The organism is Lacticaseibacillus suibinensis (genome assembly GCF_003946175.1).
GTDB classification, from domain to species: domain Bacteria; phylum Bacillota; class Bacilli; order Lactobacillales; family Lactobacillaceae; genus Lacticaseibacillus; species Lacticaseibacillus suibinensis.
The window spans coordinates 1-14,386 of sequence record NZ_RHOK01000018.1 but is presented as its reverse complement, the minus strand read 5'-3'; the positions used below and the strand labels follow the sequence as shown (position 1 = coordinate 14,386).

Annotated in this window: 12 protein-coding genes and 1 pseudogene; 12 read left to right on the top strand and 1 reads right to left on the bottom strand. The window is 43.7% G+C overall.

Annotated features, from left to right (window positions below):
• Nucleotides 1-2: 2 nt before the first annotated feature.
• The 8 genes from EKM90_RS09380 to EKM90_RS13245 are packed head-to-tail and all read left to right on the top strand — an operon-like array spanning nt 3 to nt 11,343.
• The gene (locus EKM90_RS09380; protein ID WP_125582002.1) at nt 3-3,287 is read left to right on the top strand and encodes a helicase-related protein; all 3,285 of its coding nucleotides are present in this window, start codon (nt 3-5) and stop codon (nt 3,285-3,287) included.
• Entirely contained in the window at nt 3,274-3,978 is a 705-nt protein-coding gene (locus EKM90_RS09375) for a DUF4391 domain-containing protein (RefSeq protein ID WP_125582000.1), read from the top strand. Before EKM90_RS09380 ends, EKM90_RS09375 begins: the two co-directional genes overlap by 14 nt.
• A 13-nt stretch (nt 3,979-3,991) precedes the next feature.
• Nucleotides 3,992-5,860 (top strand): site-specific DNA-methyltransferase, encoded by a 1,869-nt coding sequence (locus tag EKM90_RS09370; protein WP_225422812.1) that lies wholly within the window; start codon nt 3,992-3,994, stop codon nt 5,858-5,860.
• Between the two features lie 12 nt (nt 5,861-5,872).
• Nucleotides 5,873-8,845: a restriction endonuclease gene (locus tag EKM90_RS09365; RefSeq protein WP_125581998.1), complete on the top strand. Its 2,973-nt coding sequence runs from the start codon at nt 5,873-5,875 to the stop codon at nt 8,843-8,845.
• A 48-nt stretch (nt 8,846-8,893) separates the two neighbouring features.
• Nucleotides 8,894-9,286, top strand: coding sequence for a dsDNA nuclease domain-containing protein (locus tag EKM90_RS09360; protein WP_125581996.1), 393 nt, complete (start codon nt 8,894-8,896; stop codon nt 9,284-9,286).
• Nucleotides 9,277-10,323, top strand: a complete 1,047-nt coding sequence (locus EKM90_RS09355) for an ABC transporter permease (protein WP_125581994.1) — start codon at nt 9,277-9,279, stop codon at nt 10,321-10,323. Before EKM90_RS09360 ends, EKM90_RS09355 begins: the two co-directional genes overlap by 10 nt.
• Before the next feature lie 4 nt (nt 10,324-10,327).
• A complete protein-coding gene (locus EKM90_RS09350; protein ID WP_125581992.1) occupies nt 10,328-10,999 on the top strand; it encodes an ABC transporter ATP-binding protein in 672 nt (223 codons plus the stop codon).
• Nucleotides 11,000-11,010: 11 nt separating this feature from the next.
• On the top strand, nt 11,011-11,343 hold the full coding sequence (locus EKM90_RS13245; protein WP_125582096.1) for a transposase: 333 nt from the start codon (nt 11,011-11,013) through the stop codon (nt 11,341-11,343).
• Nucleotides 11,344-11,347: 4 nt separating this feature from the next.
• Here EKM90_RS13245 and EKM90_RS09340 read toward each other — a convergent pair whose 3' ends face one another.
• A complete protein-coding gene (locus EKM90_RS09340; RefSeq protein ID WP_125581990.1) occupies nt 11,348-12,307 on the bottom strand; it encodes an IS30 family transposase in 960 nt (319 codons plus the stop codon).
• A 241-nt stretch (nt 12,308-12,548) separates the two neighbouring features.
• On the opposite strand from EKM90_RS09340, the gene EKM90_RS09335 reads away from it, so the two are divergent.
• From EKM90_RS09335 to EKM90_RS09320, 4 genes and pseudogenes are all read left to right on the top strand, one after another.
• Complete coding sequence (locus EKM90_RS09335) at nt 12,549-13,139, top strand: Mu transposase domain-containing protein (RefSeq protein WP_191987476.1); 591 nt, start codon at nt 12,549-12,551, stop codon at nt 13,137-13,139.
• Entirely contained in the window at nt 13,136-13,894 is a 759-nt protein-coding gene (istB, locus tag EKM90_RS09330; protein ID WP_125581988.1) for an IS21-like element helper ATPase IstB, read from the top strand. Before EKM90_RS09335 ends, istB begins: the two co-directional genes overlap by 4 nt.
• Nucleotides 13,891-14,097 carry a hypothetical protein gene (locus tag EKM90_RS09325; protein ID WP_125581986.1) on the top strand — a complete coding sequence of 69 codons (207 nt, stop codon included), beginning with the start codon at nt 13,891-13,893 and terminating at the stop codon, nt 14,095-14,097. Before istB ends, EKM90_RS09325 begins: the two co-directional genes overlap by 4 nt.
• Nucleotides 14,098-14,235: 138 nt before the next feature.
• Nucleotides 14,236-14,386, top strand: a pseudogene (locus tag EKM90_RS09320) (IS66 family transposase); the annotation flags it as partial.

The window sequence follows — 14,386 nt, the reverse complement described above, 5'->3', positions numbered from 1 at the left end:
GTATGTCAGAGAGTAACCCAGTTAAAGTTATTACAAATCAAGGTGACAATACTGTTCTACATTTGTTGCAGACCAGTATTGCCTCAGGGAGCTCCCTAGACATTGTAACGCCAGCCTTTTCTATCTTCGCCTTAAATGCGTTGATGGATCAGCTTAGAAATTTGAGTCGGGTTAGGATCATCCTCACCGAAGATATTTTTGAACAACCAGTATCTGATTATTTACGGCGTTATGAGATTGCCCAGAAACGGAATCAGATTGCTGGCAATAATTATGAGATTCGACTTCGCAATCAGATGATGAATGCGTCTATCGCTAAAGATATTTCAAAGATGATTAAACGAAAGATTGAGTTCAAGAAGATTAAAGGGCAAACGACAATGGCCCCGATGTTGATTCTCAATGGTAATACAGAGGGTGCAAGCTCCTTTGTCATTCAGAGCACTTTTAGCTTTACGGGTGATGGCATCGGTTTAACGGAGTCGAGCAATCTTACGCCAATGACAGCATTAATGAATCTGTCTGAGGTGAATGCGAGCATGACAGACTCGTTTAATGCAGCCTGGAACGACAAAAGCAAAACTGTCTCAGTTGACCAGTCCGTCATCGATAGGATTCAAAAAATGGCACAGGAGAAGAGCCCGGAGTGGCTCTATTTCGTGTCGCTCTACCATTTATTTAACGATCGCCTTGACGAATTAGACGAAGACAATATCATTCGAAAGGGTACCGGTTTCAAAGAGACAAAGGTGTGGAATGCCCTGTATCCATTTCAGCGAGATGGTGTTGTTGGCCTGATTGAAAAACTAGAGAAGTACAACGGTGCACTGTTAGCGGATTCGGTTGGCTTGGGGAAGACCTTCTCAGCCCTAGCAGTTATTAAGTATTACGAATTGAGAAACGATCGCGTCTTGGTACTGGCACCGAAACGTTTACGCGAGAACTGGGTGACGTGGACGCAGAACACTAAGACGAACTTCCTTGCTGCTGACCGATTTGGTTTTGACGTTCTGAATCATACCGATTTAAGTCGCACCTCGGGTTATTCTGGGGATATCAATTTGTCCACGTTGAACTGGGCGAATTATGATCTTGTCGTGATTGATGAGTCACATAATTTCCGTAACAATAATCATTACGATGGCCGTCAGAGTCGCTACGAGCGTTTGATGGAAGACATCATCAAGCAAGGCACAAAGACGAAGGTACTGATGCTATCAGCAACACCGGTCAACAATCGCATGAATGACATTAAAAACCAGATTAACTTCATTACAGAGGGCGACGAGCATGCACTACGTAAGTACGGGGTTGCAAATATCGACGAGGAGTTGCGTCGCGCTCAAACGCGTTTTAACGAGTGGTCACTACTTCAGCCGAGCAAGCGCACCACCCAGCGTTTCCTAGACATGGTTAATCCTGGCTATTTTGAGATACTAGATAGATTTACGATTGCCCGTAGTCGGAAGCATATTGAAAAATTCTATGATTCTTCCGCACTCGGCAGCTTTCCAATACGACTACGACCAAAGACCATCAAGTCTCAAATCGATTTATCAGGACAGTTCCCGCCACTCAACGATACGTACGAATCGATTGGACGGTTGCGGTTAGCATTATTTCAGCCAATGGCATACGTTATGCCGAATAAAAAGGCTAAGTATGCCGCTCTTTACGATACTAAGACTGGAAGAGGCAATGCCACATTCCGGCAAGAAGATCGTGAGCAGGCCTTAACGGGTTTAATTCGCACTAACTTGCTGAAGCGGCTTGAAAGCTCAGTCAATTCATTCGGACTGACACTTCAGAGAATGCTGGATTCCGTTGACGATGCAATCAGAAAAATTGATGAGGCTAACCAGAACGTTGACGAACTGGCTAGTATTACGGCTTTCGAAGATGATGACGATATCGCGGATGCGTTTGATGCTGAAGCGGTAGGTAAAAAGGTCAAAATCTTAATAGGCGATATTGATAGAATTCGCTGGCGTCAGGATCTCGAGGATGATCGTGACATTCTTCGAAACCTTGCAAACGATGCAACCGCAGTTAAACCAGAGAACGATGCAAAACTCGCCGATTTATACGGACTGATGGAAGAAAAATGGCTGCACCCGCTCAACGTCAATAATAAGAAGATTATTATTTTTACGGCTTTCGCGGATACGGCTGCTTATTTGTACGATAATTTAGCGACAACTATCAAATCAAAGTACGGACTTAACACAGCACTGATTACAGGTGGTCAGTCGAAGAATAAGACGAATATGACTGGCGTGAAAGTGGCGGACATGAACGACATACTGCTTAACTTTGCTCCGTTAGCGAAGCAGCGCGATGCCGACGACAGGCGTGCGCCGGAAGAAATCGATGTCCTGATTGCTACCGATGCTATCTCGGAAGGCCAAAATTTGCAGGACGCGGACTACCTCGTGAACTATGACATTCATTGGAACCCGGTGCGAATCATTCAGCGATTTGGTCGAATCGATCGAATCGGATCTAAGAATTCTCAAATCCAACTTGTTAATTTCTGGCCAGATGTGGATCTTGACGTCTATCTTGATTTGGAAGACAGAGTACGGAGCAGAATGACGCTGCTGGATGTGTCTGCGACAGGGGACGATAATGTTCTGCAGACTGAACGCGAACATACGGACCTCGATTATCGGCGAGAGCAGCTGCAACAATTGCAGAATGAAGTGGTGGATCTCGAAGACATGAATGGCTCCATCTCGATCACAGATTTAACTTTCAATGAGTTCAAACAGGACTTGACGGGGGCCTTAAAGGAACACGAAGCGGAGTTAAACCGCGCCCCCAAGGGGATGTACGCCGTCACCTCTGCAAGCCTGTTAAATGAGGCTGTAACCGGGGTGATTCTTGTGTTGCGTCAATCTGGTGAAATTCAACGTCAGGATAATAGTCTTGCCCCATTCTTGCTGGTATACATGTCGACGGACGGAAAAGTGAAGTTAAATTACATGTATGCAAAGCAGATTCTTGATTACTTTAAACGTTTGTGTCTGGGCCAAACTAGTATTTTAGAGGACGCAGTTACGCGTTTTAATGCCGGGACCAATGGTGGGCGCGATATGAGTCACTACTCTGAACTGCTGAATGAGGCAATCCAGTCAATTAAAGGAAAGAAAATTGAGGTGGGCATTAATTCGCTCTTTAGCCCAGGTGGGACTGCTATGGATGCTGCCGAAGCAGTTGCACAGGAAAGCGACTTTGAACTGATTTCATTTTTGATTGTTGAGGGGGCCATCGATGGAAACAAGTGATCTAATTAAGATATTGCGCCTTCCGCAGCCAACAATAATCAACCGAAACGTTCCTAAGCGTCAGTTTTATGAACATTTGTCATCATCAAAGGGGCAAGGACTAATACAGAAAGATGTAGACACAGTCTATTGGTTGAGTAGTGTGCGTCCGAATAATAGCGGATTTACGGTTACTAATGATGGCGAGACATCATTTGAAGAAATCGAAGTGTTCTACGTCCGGGTCAGGAACAGTGACAGAGAAGAAGCAATATTTCGCCAGATTAATTCTGCTATTCCGTATCCACTAATCATTTTCTTTGACCTTGACAATCGAATCACAGTTGGTGTTGCAGAATATAGTTATGGCAAGGCTCATGAGATGGGCATAGAACGAGTCGTGATTTCAAGCATCCTGAGTAATCATTTTATGGATTCAATGCTGGTCCCTACAAAAGAACCTGGAACAACGCTCTTTGAATATTATAAGGGAATTCAAAATCGGGTCTTATCGGTGACGCTTCAAGCCAATTTTAATAAATCACCGATGGACATCGATATTAAGGGTTACTCTGAAATTTTGCGCTTACAGTCTGAGGTCGAAACGCTTCAAACCGAAGTTATAAAAGAGAACCAGCTTAATCTGAGAGTCGAATTGCAGTTACAGATTGCTGAGAAGAAAAAATTACTTAATCAATTATTGTCAAACTAAAAGGGAGCAAATTATGACAAAAGATCGTAGCTTTAAGCCGATGGAGGGAACTTCATCTAATCTCACAGCAGAGAATATTAGTCAATTAAAGACCCTCTTCCCGGAGGTTGTTACTGAGGGAAAGATTGATTTTGACGTGTTGAAAACGATTCTCGGTGAAGAAGTGGATGAATCTGAAGAGAAGTACAAGTTTACGTGGCATGGGAAGCTTGCCTCAATGCAAACCGCCCAACAGCCAACGATGAAGACACTTCTACCGCATAAACAATCGTCGTTAGACTGGGAAAATACAGGCAATATCTACATTGAGGGAGATAACTTAGACGCTCTAAAGATTATTCAGAAGAGTTACGCTCACAAGGTGAAGGTAATCTATATTGATCCACCCTACAACACGGGCAAAGATTTTGTGTATCACGATGATTTTTCCACTGATACAGATTCTTATTTGGCTGAGACTAACCAGACTGATTCTTTGGGTTCACATTACGCAACCAATACAGAATCAAACGGGAAGTTCCACACTGATTGGTTAAATATGATGTATAGCCGGTTGAAATTGGCGCAGACTTTTTTGAGAGATGACGGTGTGATTTTTGTCAGTATTGATGACAGCGAACAAGCAAATTTAAAGAAGATGATGGATGAAATCTTCGGCGAGCAGAACTTTCTTGCACAGGTTATCTGGGAGCGTGCGTATTCACCTGTCAATTTAAAAAAGAATTTTTCGGAGAGTCATGATTATATTTTGGTCTATGCCCGGGCGGCAGGCAAGGTTGAAAGTCATGGAATTCCAAGAACTGCAGATGCTAATTCCAGATATCAGAATATTGACGATGACCCCCGTGGGCCGTGGAAGCCAAGTGATGCATCCGTTGGACCGGCTATCGATAGCAATATTTACCCAATTACCACACCGAGCGGTCGTAAAGTGTTTCCTCCTAGTGGATATAGCTGGCGCTTGTCACAGAACCGATTCGAAGAGTTTGTTCGGGACAATCGTATATGGTTTGGAACCGACGGCTCAAATGTTCCCGCAATCAAGCGTTTTTTATCAGAAGTTAAAGATAGCATAACACCAATGACTATTTGGAAATATGAGGACGTTGGCCATTCGCAAAAAGCAAGTCAAGATTTGAAAAAGCTATTTTCGGGTAAAGCCTACTTTAGTTATCCCAAACCGGTTGAGCTCATTGAGCGAATGCTCCAACTGTACTCAAATCCGGACTCCATTGTGATGGACTTTTTCTCGGGTTCAGCTACTACGGCGGAGGCAACAATGCGTCTGAATGCTGCAGATGCTGGGACAAGGCGTTATATTCTTGTCCAGTTACCGGAAGAACTAGGTGAGAAAAGTGAAGCCTACAAAGATGGATATCGTAAATTGACGGAGATCGGCGAAAAACGTATTCAGTTGGCTGGAGAGGCGATTGCTAAAGAACATCCTGAGGTAACCTTTGATTGTGGCGTAAGGGTTTATTCCGTGGCAAATTCAAATCTTGTTCGTTGGAATGCAAAGTCATCCGTTTTCAGCATCGACTTCTTAGAAGAAAATTTCGTGACAGGTCGCTCTAGTGAAGACATTTTAACTGAAGTCATACTTAAACAAGGCCTTGATCTTAGTTATCCGGTTGAGACGCGACACATTGATGGGGCTGACCTGTACATTGTCGCAGGTGGTGTACTTTATGTTGTTCTCGGTAATCAAACAATTACGTTATCTACTGCCGCTGCAGTCGCTGACGACTTTCGCCGTTCTAACATGGAACGGGCTACGGTTGTATTTCAAGACAATGGTTTCAAAGACGATAGTGAAAAACTAAACGCGATTGAAATTTTAAACGATGCGGGTTTTCAATATGCAGATATTCAGTCGATATAGGGGGTGCTTGTAATGAAGATTAAGTTTGATGAGCTGGAGTACCAGCTTCAGGCAGTCCAAGCTGCCACCCTATTATTCAAAGGTCAAACGGTTCGGCAAGCTAATTTCACTTTGTCGAATTCAAACGCACAAGGCGCATTCTTTTCTGAAGACGGGGTTGGGGTCGGCAACAGCGTCAATATTACTCGTGCTGAATTAATTAAGAACATGCAGCAGATTCAGATTAGCAACGGAATTGCCCCAGATGATGAACTGACGGGCGAGAATAAACAATTCCCGTCTTTCAATATTGAAATGGAGACTGGCACAGGGAAGACGCTGGTTTATTTGAAGACGATTCTTGAGCTCAATAAACAATACGGCTTCTTGAAGTTTATCATTGTGGTACCCTCAGTGGCCATACGTGAAGGGGTGCAGAAGTCTATCGAGATAACGCGTGGTTATCTATCATCGCAATACAATGGTGCAATCTATGACTCATTTGTCTATTCCAGCAATGATCTCAACCGAGTGAGGGAGTTTGCAAGCTCGAGCAACATTCAAATCATGATCACGACCATTCAAGCGTTCAATAAGGATACTAACGTCATGAATCAGGAGAACGACAAGCTGGGTGGTGATCGTCCGATTGACTTTCTGGCACAGACCAGGCCTATATTGATTATTGACGAACCACAGTCGGTAGATGGGACTCCCAATGCGAAGGCTGCGATTAATAGGCTCAATCCTTGTATTGGTTTCAGGTACTCAGCCACTCACAAGGAAAGTTATCCAACTATTTACCGACTAGGGCCGGTAGAGGCGTACGACCAACAATTGGTTAAACAAATTGAGGTTGCTGGTGTCCAGATGGATGAGGACGGCAATCGAGCATATTTGCGTCTCGTAAGTACGAACAATAAGAAAGGCGCTATCTCTGCCCGAATTGAGGTCTATAAGAAGACTAAACAAGACGCTGATAAGGCAATCATAACCGTGAAGAAGGATACGGATATTGCCAGCAAGACTAAACTTCAGACATACAGTAAAGTTGGATTTGTCACTGATATAGATACGACTCCGGGGGCTGAAACCGTCTATTTTTCTGGCGAGCCAAGTGAGATAACCTTAGCCTCTTCGAATGCAGAAGATGAAGCTTTGAAACGCGACCAAATCAAACAGACAATCCAGGAACACTTAGAGAAGGAACTGCGCTTTCAGAAGGCCAAGATTCCAGTAAAGGTGCTCAGCCTGTTTTTCTTGGATAAGGTCGAGAACTACCGTGAATACAACGATGATGGCACCACGAGTCTTGGTAAGTATGCGAAGATCTTCGAAGAAGAATATAACGCCTTAATTCATTCCAAAAAATTTAGCGGCCTCCGTGATGCCAAGGTGCCAGTCTCAGAAGTACATGATGGATATTTTTCGCGTGACGGTAAGAAACGCTTCAAAAATACGCGTGGAGATACGGCAGCGGATGAATCAACGTACAGTATGATTATGAAAGACAAAGAGGGGTTGCTGACAGCATACGATCCCGATACTGGGGCGGTGGCAAGCGTTAACAAATTACGTTTCGTCTTTTCTCACTCCGCGCTTCGTGAAGGCTGGGATAATCCTAATATTTTTCAGATCTGTACGTTGGCGGACACGAAGGACACGATGACTAAGCGACAAAAAGTGGGTCGTGGTCTGCGCATTGCTGTTGATCAATCCGGGCGGCGAATCCCTGGTTTCGAAGTCAATACGCTGACGGTGATGGCGAACGAGAGCTATAAAGACTTTGCCGAGACCTTACAGAAAGAATATGCCGACGATGGTGTTAAGTTCGGCGTATTTGGGCCAGACACATTTGCAACGATTGTTCTGAGTAAAGACGAATTTACTGGTGAACAAGAAGTGCTCGGTAAAAAACGTTCCAAAGCTCTAGTGCAAGCCTTAACAGACGATGGCTTTTTGAACACCGCTCACAAGGCCACTGATAAGCTAAGAAGTGCGATTAAGAATAAGCAAATAGAACTACCAGAAGAATATGCACCATTTGAGGCACCCGTCCTGGCGATTGCAGAGAAACACGTCAAGTCTCTAGAAATTCGGAATCGCGCTGATCGGCATGAGGTGGATGTGAATAAGGAAGCACTGAGTGATGATTTTCTTGCTCTTTGGGACCGGATAAAGGAAAAGACGACTTATCGTGTGCATTTTGACACAGAAGCTCTGATTGATCGCGCAGTGAAAAAACTAAATAATATCACGACTCACAAAGGAAACTTCACTTACTCCAAGGCACTGATTCAAAATACTGCTGCCGGGATGGAAGTACATGATCCGCACGAACGACGCCTATCGAGCAGTGATCAGACGCCATATGAGCTTCCTGATATTCTTACATTCCTGCAGAATGAGACACAATTGACTCGGCGAACATTAGCCAAAATATTGAACGGAGTTGATAGTTTAGCTGCGTTTGAGGCGAACCCACAAAGCTACATGACGCAGGCTGCCAAGTTGATTAACTGGGAGAAACGTCAGCTCATGGTTGACGGGATTGAATACCGAAAGACCGGAGACGAGTACGAACAGCGCTTATTCACGGCAGAGACGCTTTATGCTTATTTGGACCACGACGGACAAGAAGGTAACGCCGTGGCCGTTGATGGCGGGAAAACCGTCTATAATTACATCGTCACTGACTCCGACACTGAAAAGCAATTCGCGCGGGACTGTGAGCAGGATGATAATGTCAGGTTCTATATTAAGATGCCTGACTGGTTCAAGGTGAAGACACCGCTTGGAACATACAATCCTGACTGGGCGATCTTGTATGAGGAAGATGCCGGAACGCGGCTTTATTTTGTTGCGGATACTAAAGCCAATTCTGATGAGGAAGCATTGCGTGGTCGCGAGCGGTTGCAGCTTCGGTCTGGGAAGGCGCATTTTGAGGCTCTGGATACAGGGGTGACGTTTAAGGTGTTAAGAGACGAACGAGGGTTGGCAAGATAGAAAGCGCCTGGCTTAAGTCAATTGTCATTACGGATTGGAGGTGGCGGAATGAGTGTGGGCAGTACAAACGCTTCGGGGACTCAGAGAGGCTTTCATTATCAAGACTTTGCTGCGCTGTATTTGCTAATTTTAAGGATAAAGGAAGTTGAGTGGATCAACGTGGAGGGCCAAGATGATATAGATATAAGATACGAGGATGGCTCAATGCATTACTTTCAGGTTAAGGAGGTAAAGAATATAGCCGCTCAAATCCCAGCAAGTTCAGTAAGAGACGCAATTAGAGTGCTCTCAAACGACCTTGAATCTGGGCAAATAAACAATGAAATTCCTGAACTGGCCATCGTAACAAATACAAGTAAACCTTCTGGTAAGACTTCAGAAAGCGTCTTTGATTCGTCAATAATAAATATAATTAATAACAGGAGATCATTATGTTTTTAGCTATTAAAGAAATGTTACATGAAAAATTGCGTTATAGCCTAATAGTGGCACTTATATTTTTAGTAAGTTATCTTCTGATTATTCTTACTGGTTTAGCTACTGGTTTAGCTGACCTAAACAAAGCGGCAATTAACGAGTGGAATGCTTCAAGTATTGTCTTAAATAGTGATTCTGAAGGACGTTTACCACAATCTTTTCTTTCACAGGATACGGTTGTTAGTTTACCAAATAATGGAACCCGAATTTCACAGTATAGTACCCTTGTAAAATCAGAAAACGGATTAAAAGAGAATGCTCAATTAGTAGCTCTTGATTCCAAATCATTCATATTTAAAAAATTGAAAATAACAAGTGGTAGTAAAAATATCAGAAATAATAACAGTGTTGTATCGGATAAATTCAAAAATGATGGATTCAAAATTGGTGACTACTTGTTAGTTGCTAATTCATCATTGAAGATTAAAATTACAGGTTTTACACCCAGGGCAACTTTAAGTGCTCTTCCCGTGGTTTATATTTCACAAGATACTATTCAACCATTGAATAAAGGTGTAACAAATGCTGTGGTATTCAAGAATAAGTTAAAGAATTCAAAAATACCAAAAGGGACCAATCAATTGAGCATTAGCTCATTTATTAAGAAATTACCTGGATATAGCGCACAACAACTCACATTCGACTTCATGATTGCTTTTTTGTATATTATTATTCTAATTGTTATTTCAATTTTCTTGTATATTCTGACTGTTCAAAAATTACCCAACTTAGGTGTCTTGAAGGCGCAAGGAGTCTCAACGCAATATCTTATTTTGAGTACGTTATTTCAATCATTTGTCATGTCGATTGTTGGCGTTATCATAGCCATTATGTTGGGTGAAATAACGGCTCTTACATTACCAAGCGAGGTTCCAATTGTGATTGACAAAAGTAACGTTTTTGTAACTGGAGTTGGTATTATCGTTATGTCCTTGTTAGGTGCACTGATACCTATTCGTCAAATCGCCAAAGTTGATCCTTACAAAATTATTGGAGGTTAATTGCATGTCAAATCTAATTTTTGAATCGGTGACAAAAGTTTTCGGAGAAGGGAGTAGTAGGTACGTAGCGCTGGAAAATATTAATTTTAAAGCAGAAAGTGGTCAGCTTATTTTAGTTGTAGGGCCATCAGGATCAGGAAAAACTACATTTTTGACTATAGCCGGCGGGCTGCAGACACCAACTGAGGGTGACGTAAAAATAAATGACAGCACAATTAAAAGTTTATCCAAAAAACAGCAAACAAAATTAAGATTGGAAAAAATAGGATTTGTTTTACAATCTTATAACTTAGTTCCATTTTTAACGGTCGAAGAACAGTTTAAATTAGTAGATAAACTAAAAAAACAAAATTTAACTGAGCAAAAAATGCATGAACTTCTATCTAATTTAGGACTTTTAGAACTCCTAAAAAAATATCCTAATCAACTCTCTGGTGGACAAAAGCAACGTGTGGCAATTGCTAGAGCATTATACACTGATCCTGACTATATCTTAGCGGATGAACCCACAGCCGCCTTAGATACGGATAGATCTATGAAAGTAATCGAGTTACTCAGAGATTTAGCACATAAGAGAAATAAAATTATTATTGTAGTTACTCATGACTTAAGGTTAAAAAATACGGCAGACAAAGTTTATCAGATAATTGATGGTAAGATGCAAATGATAAATTAGCTACTGTCTTAATTTTACTTCCAGGAATCTCAAACACAACCGCTGTCTTACTCTTAGGCACCTTAGGTGACATTCGACGCTTTCGGAACCCGAATGCCTTAAATGCTTTTGTTGGAGTGGATTTGCGTCATTATGAATCCGGACAATTTATTACGGCTGACCATATTAGTAAACGCGGTAATACAATGGCTCGTAAAATCTTATACCGAACCATTGGCCAAATGGCTTCAGCTAGTCACTACCATCAGTGCCACATCGCAGACTACTACTTGCAAAAGAAAAAATCTTCCCTCAATTTTCAAGTCAAGTGCAACGATGATAACGAATCCTTGATAGTGGTCTAGGTTGTTAAGCCATGCGTCGGTAGTAATCGCATGGTCGAAGATAGTTCAGAATACGTCTGGGACGATGGTTCAGTGCGGATTGGACTGCTTGGATCTCAACCAGCGTAACGTCCCTGAGAGACTTTCCCTTCGGGAAGTACTCCCTAAGCAGTCCATTGGCGTTCTCGTTTGTGCCACGCTCCCAAGGCGAGTACGGATGTGCGAAGTAAATCTGGGTTCCAACAATCTCTGATAACTTGGCAAACTCGGAACCATTGTCAAAAGTGATACTCTCAAATTCCTTGGCCCCGTAGTCGTCGATCGTGTCCTGCAAGGCTTTAAGGCAGGTGCCCGCATGATAGTCAGGAATCTTGACGATGATCTCAGTCCGGCTGTACCGTTCTGTGAGCGTCATTAATGCTGGCTCATCAGCTAAGCGAATACCTTTGACCAAGTCGCCTTCCCAATGTCCCACGCCTGTGCGGTCATTCACGGCCGCAGGACGCAACTCGATTGAGTCGCCGTATATCTTCTTATTCTTGCGCTTGTGGGCGTTCTTATAGCCTTTGATGCGGCGTCGGAGCTTCTTGGGAAGTGTCATGTTGTCTAGCTCAAGCAGCCCGGCGTCGATGTAGCGATACACAGTTGTCGTTGAAGGGCAAGCCTTGCCCTGGTCGCGATAGAAGTGTACGAAGCTATCAACGCTGTGTACGCGCGGCTTACGAGTAAGCTCCCTGGCGAGAGCCTTGAAGAACGCACGGCCGGTCTTAAGAAAGGCGTAGTGACCGGTTCTATCGCGTTTACGGTCGTGCATGGCTTGGGCAGTTTCCGCAAGATAGACTTGATGCGAGTGACGACTGCGATGAAGCTTCTGTGCAATCACGGTCGCGGTGTCACCAGCAGCCCGAAGGGCCTGAATTGTAGCACGGTCGCTAAAACTGAGTTGTTGGTAATGCTTGTGGGTGTTAGTCTGAGAGTGGGTCATGAAGATTCCTGCTTTCTTGTTTAGCTAGCACTAACAAGAATAGGTCTTCATGGCCTTTTTGGTCTAGTCGCTAAGGTGTTGCACTTGACTTGAAAATTGAGGGAATGAAACGTTCTTTGACCTCGAGGAATTAAATAAGGCCGTTCGTATCAAACTCAAGGAGTTCAACGAACGACCGTTTACGAAGAAATACAAACAAGGTAGTCGCCTTTCGGCGTTTCAGGATGAAGAAAGCTTTGCCTTGCGACCACTACCAGTTCAAGCTTACACGATGGCCAGTTGGCGGACTGCCACCGTACAATTAGACTACCACATCAACGTGGAAAGTCAGTTTTACTCTGTTCCTTACGAGTATATCTCATCCAAAGTGGATATCAAGGTGACGAAAGATATCGTAGAGGTTTTCTATAAAGGTAATCGGATTGCCTCTCATAAACGACTAAGTGGTAAATTCGGGCAATTTTCAACCAATCATGACCATTTGCCAGCAGAACATAAACTGTTCGTTGATCATACACCAGAGAATGCATTAGCTTGGGCGGAAGCGGTTGGCATCAACACGCTTGGTGTAATGCGGTATCTTCTCCAGTCTGCCGCAAGCGAAAAACAAGGACTAAGCGCGGCCTTTCGATTCAAAGGCCTAGATCGAAAATACGCAGGCATTGAAATCGAAGCCGCATGTACGACCGTAATGAAGATTGCGACCGCACCGACGGTGTCGGTAGTTGAGCGAGTACTAAGGAGTCAGAAGATTCCAGTACAGAAGCCGACCAATGAACCAGACTATGGATTCACCCGCGGGGCAGCCTACTTTGGAGGAAACGATCAATGACAAATGATGAAACGCAACGCAAACTACGTAAGACGCGACTTACTGCGATGTCGGATGCCCTAGAGGTGCAAGAAAGTAACGCCGAATATCGATCAATGAATTTTGACGATCGGTTTAAGCTACTCGTCGATGCGGCATACGCAAGTCTTCAATCGAATAAGCTGAATCGATTGATCAAAAGTGCAAATTTTCGAACGAATGAACCATGTGTAGCAGATATCAATTACCTACCCGATCGTAAATTGGATCGGGGTTTGATTCAACGACTTGCGACTGGGACGTACATTCAAGAGCATCATAACGTCATCTTGATGGGTGCTTCAGGCAATGGGAAAACATGGTTAGCGACAGCCTTGGGAATTGAGGCTTGTCATCAGTTCCATAAAGTTAAATATGTACGTCTGCCCGAACTAATTGATGACCTGATTGTGGCGAAGCATGAGGCCAACGGAGACTTTCATAAGATTATTGAACGATACAAGAAAATCGAACTTTTGATTATCGATGAATGGCTATTGACGCCAGTCAACGATGAACAATCCCAAACCATTCTTGAGTTGATTGAGTATCGAAGCCAGCGTGGTTCAACGATCTTTTGTACTCAATTCGCGCCGGAAGGCTGGCATAGTAAGCTGGGAAACCCACAGATTGCGGATGCGATCCTTGATCGGATCGTCCATGATTCCTACAAGCTCCTTATCCAAGGCGATAAATCGATGCGCGAGCGGTATGGGATTGGAGGCGAATTTGCATGATTTCAGTTGAACTGGAACAAAGATTAGCGATGTTCTACGCACATACAGACGCAATGGAAGACTGGGAGAATGTGCTTGGCGACGCATTGGTGGATATCATCTGGGAACATGACGATAAATTGACAGATGACGAGCTCTTCGAATACGGAAAGGAAGTCATCTTGAAATATCTAGGAAAAGGTCGAGGTGATAAGCTCCCATAAAACTGAAGTGGCACCGCTGAAAACGTTCAGCGGTGCCACTTTTGAAATTCTTGGTCAATTCTTTCGCCGAGTGGTGTCAATTTTAGCACCGAGTGGGGTAAAAAAATCGCCGGGTTGGGCAATTGGCTTCGCCGCCTTCAAGAGGAGCGTCTGAAGTGTCGACAGACCGACCTGAAACCGCTGATCGATCAGTTCTGGGCATGGTGTGAACAAGCCGCTCCAGCGCCAAAGTCGCGATTGGGCGTCGCTTTGACCTACGCCTTGAATCAGCGCCAAATGCTCAACCGTG